This window comes from Candidatus Hydrogenedens sp. (assembly GCA_035378955.1).
In the GTDB taxonomy this organism is placed as follows: Bacteria; Hydrogenedentota; Hydrogenedentia; order Hydrogenedentales; family Hydrogenedentaceae; genus Hydrogenedens.
In genome coordinates, this window is the sequence record DAOSUS010000123.1 from 1 (window position 1) to 4,898 (window position 4,898).

Sequence of the window (4,898 nt, forward strand, 5' to 3'; positions counted from 1 at the left end):
AAAGGTTGTTATTACAGGAGAATTGGAACTCCTTACCGGTCTACGCATAGGAGGTTCAGAATCCGGTATATCCATCGGCGGTGCTGATACTGTTATTATCCGTAATGCCACTGATGGCAAACCATACATCCCCGGAAGTTCCTTAAAAGGAAAAATGCGTTGCTTGCTTGAGAAAGTTCATTGTCCTGGAAAACTTAATTCTGTCGCCAACTCAAAAATCTTTACCTGTGATTCGTTAAATACTTATAATGACCCTCAAAGAGGCATTATCTTTCATATATTCGGGATTACAAACAACGAAATTGAAAAGTTAAAAAGAGATAATCAATCTTACAAAATAAGCAGTGCTTTACCTACACGACTGATAGTTCGAGATGCCTCTCTAACTAAAGAATCTGTTCAAAAGTTAGAGGAGTCGTCATATGTAGATTTACCCTATACACAGCTAAAAACAGAAGTAGTTATAGACCGTATAACTTCCGCCGCAACCCCCAGAAAAATAGAACGCGTTCCTGCCGGTGTAAAATTTAATTATGCTTTTGTGCTCAATCTTTACAATCCGCCAGATTTAGAAGAGGAATGGCTAAAATCTATACTTTACACCCTCAAAGAAGGAATGGACCTACTTGAAGACGATTACCTCGGTGGGATGGGCTCTCGTGGTTACGGACAGATAAAGTTTGCCACAAGAGAAATCAAAGTCGAAAACTTAAACCCAGAAATATCATTAGAAGAAAATTCGACCTTCAAAGATTGGAGAAAAGAATTTGAAAGAAAGGTCTCACAATAAGGAGACAGCATCATGCCCTATTATCGAATAAAGCTAAAACCTAAAGGACCCTTTTTCATAGGTCAAAACAGTCATGCCCGAAAATCCACCGCTATTGTTCATTCCGATGTACTCCATTCCGCTTTAATATGTGTTTCCGCAATAACAGATACATACTGGCTCTGTGAACGAGCAACAAACTTAAAACTATCGTCAATCTATCCTTATTACAAAGAAAAGGGAAATAAAAATAGCGGTAGGACTGTCTTTCTCTATCCAAAGCCTTTCGTCCCTTCCACAACGGATGATACCAATAATGAATCTATCAACGAGCCATACCAACAGAAAAATGAAGAAAAGTTGGATAAGAAAAGATGGAAAAAAACAAAATATGTATCCGAAGGGCTTTTCAAAGAATTGCTCATCAATAATGAAATAACTCAAAGTGCCCAGATAAAACACTTAGATGGAGCTGACGAATCTAAAGCTTCCGTTCTTTGTTTAAAAGAAGAAGTCGATAAATTAAAACTACCTAATAAAATTGTCATAGAAAACTACAAAATTTCTACTGTCATTGATCGTATAAATAATCAAACGACCCCATTCCCTCAAAACTTCTACGAAATTAATACCGATGAAGGAGTAGGACTTTGGTTCCTCGTTGAACTTCAGGAAGATGAACTCGATAAATTTAAAAAACTATTATCTACCCTTGGCGAATTAGGTCTCGGTGGAGAACGAACTTCAGGTTTCGGACATTTTAGTGTTCAATCTATCGAACCATTTACATCAGAATATATCACCGTAGAAAATGGCTTACTTAAAGTCAAAGGGCAAGAACAGCCCTACAACGCAGCCGTAACATTAAGCCTGTATCATCCCACAAAAGAAGAATTTGAAAAAGGTATTCTAACAGGAATTGCCTCTTACGAATGCACAGTCCGTGGCGGTTGGATTCATAGTATTGCCGGGTATGATAGCCCTAAACAGTCCATTCGTATGTGTATCGAAGGAAGTGTTTTCCCTGCTATTAACGGTATGCCTTATGGCGATGTTACCGACATTAGTTACGACCAGAATCCACATCCCATTTACCGTTCCGGGCTCGCCTTTAATATTTATTTTTACCATGCATCAAAAGAGGAGAACTAAAATGATTAATGATAAAAAAATTCATGGAGTATTCAAAATCACACCGATTACACCCATTCATATATCCGACGGAGAGAAATACCAAATCTTTGAATACTACATTGAAAACAAAAATTTCTACTTAAAAGATGTTTTCAAATTCTTCCAGGAAAACTATCAAAATCTTGATGCCGCATTAAAAATTATTGAAGATTTATCATTCCGCCTTTCTCCAGAATATATCCGCTATACACTACCCGTATTCGCTACCCCCCAAGAAAGACAAAAAACAACCAGTGTTGCCCAACTCAAATCCTCTGGGGACTATTTAAAACCAGTATCTTCAAAACATACAAAGTTGGACCCATCAATGGAAAAAATCAAGAAGCAGGCACAACAAAAACAGCAACAATCTACACCACAGCAAGTTCGACCATCTGCCCCTATTTCTCAACCCACAGAAGAAGTCTTTTCCTTCATCAAAGACCCCTTCGGACAACCTTTTATTCCCGGTTCCAGCCTCAAAGGATGTTTAAGAACGGCTATCACCTATTATCTGTTGAAATCACTAAATATAAATATTCCTAATAAAATTTTAGATACAATATTTAGAAATCAAGAACAACAAAATCAAAGACAAAAAAATAAAAACTCACAAAGAACACTTCTTAACTACATAATCCCTCTAAATGATGTTAAATATGACCTATTTAAAGCATTAGTAATACGCGATTCTTCTCCTTTCCCTTTAATAGATACTGAAAGTAAAATTAAAACAATTAATAATTTTGCTATTTGTCAAATTCAAATAGCCAAAAAGAAGAATAATTCTATTGATTCTCAAGGAGGAATAATATTAGGGGAATGTTTACTTCCCAACACAACAATTGAAATACCGTTTTATATTGATACTTTTATTTTAGAAAGAATCATTGGTACCGCAGAGGCAGAGGCAAAAAAGAAAGAAAAACCAGCAATACTTGATAAATTCAGAGATAACAAAAAAATTTTTGAAAAACTTAGAGAAATTCTATCGAGTCAAGATAATATAAAAAATGCATTACTCAGTTTCTCATCGGCACTAATCGAATCACAAAAAGACTTCTTTAATATAACAGATTACGACAGCAACTTAAAACAATTAAAATTTGAACAAGCGAAGAACAATGAAATACTACTACAATTAGGTTTTGGTACAGGCTATTTAAGCAAAACCATAGCCCTCGTTTATCCACCTGAAAAACGAATAGAAATACAAAAAGAATTACATCTGGGCATTGGAAGAAACTATACCATAGATAATCCTTTTCCGCGTTCAAGAAAATTAATAACTACAAAAGAACATATCCAACCCTCGGTTCCTTTAGGCTGGTTCAAACTCGAAATTGAAAAGAGACAACCATAAAACAACACAATGGAGGGAATAAAATAAAAAGATAAAAGATAATTAAAAAACGAAACTATATCAATATCATTCAAAATCAAGTGTGCATAAAAAATGGGAGTGTGAAGATGCATCTGATTTTAACCGAACAAAATATCCGTGTCGGAAGATACAAAAACTTGTTCAAAATTACCAGCAATAATAAAATCCTAAAAACCATCCCAGCGAACAAACTAACCCACTTCATTATCTTTGCTCAAGGCTTTTCCATCTCTGCCGAAGCCCTACAACTCTCCGCTGAAAACAAAATCACCTTAACCATTTGTAAACCCTACGGAAAACCTATCAGCATCATACAATCCCCGGATATTCATCCTTACATTCAGGTCCGTTGGAATCAATATAAAGCCCTGCAAAACGGCTTCGGCATCGAAATCGTAAAAAAATATATCCACTCTAAAATTGAAAACCAATTTCAACTCCTCTTTCGATACAAAAATTACTTACCCCAGATAGAACCTACCTACCATCAAAACATCCAACCACTAATCCAAAAACTAAAACAGATAAGCCCTTCCAATATACCAAATGCCCAACAAAAAATCATGAATATAGAAGCCTATGCATCATCCCTATACTGGAATTTCTTCAAACAACTTATCCCCCCACAATACAACTTCACACACCGTACCCACCGCCATTCCAAAGACCCTGTCAACTCTGCTCTCAATTACGGCTACGGCATTTTATACTCCGAATGTTATCGCGCATTATCAACCGCTGGACTTGACCCTTACGCAGGCTTCCTGCATACCCTCCAAAACAACAAACAATCTCTTGTATTCGATTTTATAGAACAATTTCGACAACCTCTTGTAGATACGCCCTTACTCGCCTCTTTACGACAAGGACTAAATATATCAATCCAAAAAAATGGACTACTCGAAAAAGAAACACAAAAACGACTATCCACCCTCTACATAGAACGACTTTATGAAAACACTTCCAAAGACGCCAACATTACATACCAAAAAATCATCCTCCAAGAAGCACTAAAACTTGCCCAATATCTTAACTCATCAAAACAAACCCTTGACCATCAACAATAACTATGCATACACTACTCTTCTTCGACATAGGAAACGACAAACTCCGAAACAAAATCATTTACCTTTGTCAAGAGGCAAACCTCTCTCGAATCCAATTCTCCGTATTCATGGGCTACCTCGACGAATACGAAAAGGAAATACTAATCGAAAAATTAAACAAAACCCTTCGCGAATATCTTACCAATGAAACCCCCGACGACAAACACCGACAACTCATTATACATATCATTCCCCTGTGCAACACCGACACAAACAAAATAAAAATCCTCAACCGAAACGGCATAACGCACTTCTCACCACTTCAAGAACAAAATCTCATCATAATTTAATCCATTATAATTTAATACATCCTCCTTTTCCTAAGATTTGCACAGTTACCATTTAATTTTTTCCTTCATACATATAAATCCTAAATGTAGCACGGACATTCCTATCTGTGTTCTCTAATATCCTTCTTCTCTATCTCCTTCAATAAAGTCTCCGCCTTAACATCCGGCACTACCTC

4 protein-coding genes are annotated in these 4,898 nt (G+C 36.3%); all 4 read left to right on the forward strand.

The genetic code is table 11. From position 1 onward, the window contains the following. A partial coding sequence (gene csm3, locus PLA12_14325; GenBank protein HOQ33665.1) for a type III-A CRISPR-associated RAMP protein Csm3 occupies positions 1-790 on the forward strand: 790 nt, incomplete at its 5' end. 12 nt (positions 791-802) lie between these two features. Next, the gene (gene csm4, locus PLA12_14330) at positions 803-1,921 is read left to right on the forward strand and encodes a type III-A CRISPR-associated RAMP protein Csm4 (GenBank protein HOQ33666.1); all 1,119 of its coding nucleotides are present in this window, start codon (positions 803-805) and stop codon (positions 1,919-1,921) included. 1 nt (position 1,922) lies between these two features. Next, positions 1,923-3,305 (forward strand): type III-A CRISPR-associated RAMP protein Csm5, encoded by a 1,383-nt coding sequence (gene csm5 / locus PLA12_14335; GenBank protein HOQ33667.1) that lies wholly within the window; start codon positions 1,923-1,925, stop codon positions 3,303-3,305. Positions 3,306-3,412: 107 nt separating this feature from the next. Then, the gene (gene cas1 / locus PLA12_14340; GenBank protein ID HOQ33668.1) at positions 3,413-4,393 is read left to right on the forward strand and encodes a CRISPR-associated endonuclease Cas1; all 981 of its coding nucleotides are present in this window, start codon (positions 3,413-3,415) and stop codon (positions 4,391-4,393) included. Positions 4,394-4,898: the final 505 nt, after the last annotated feature.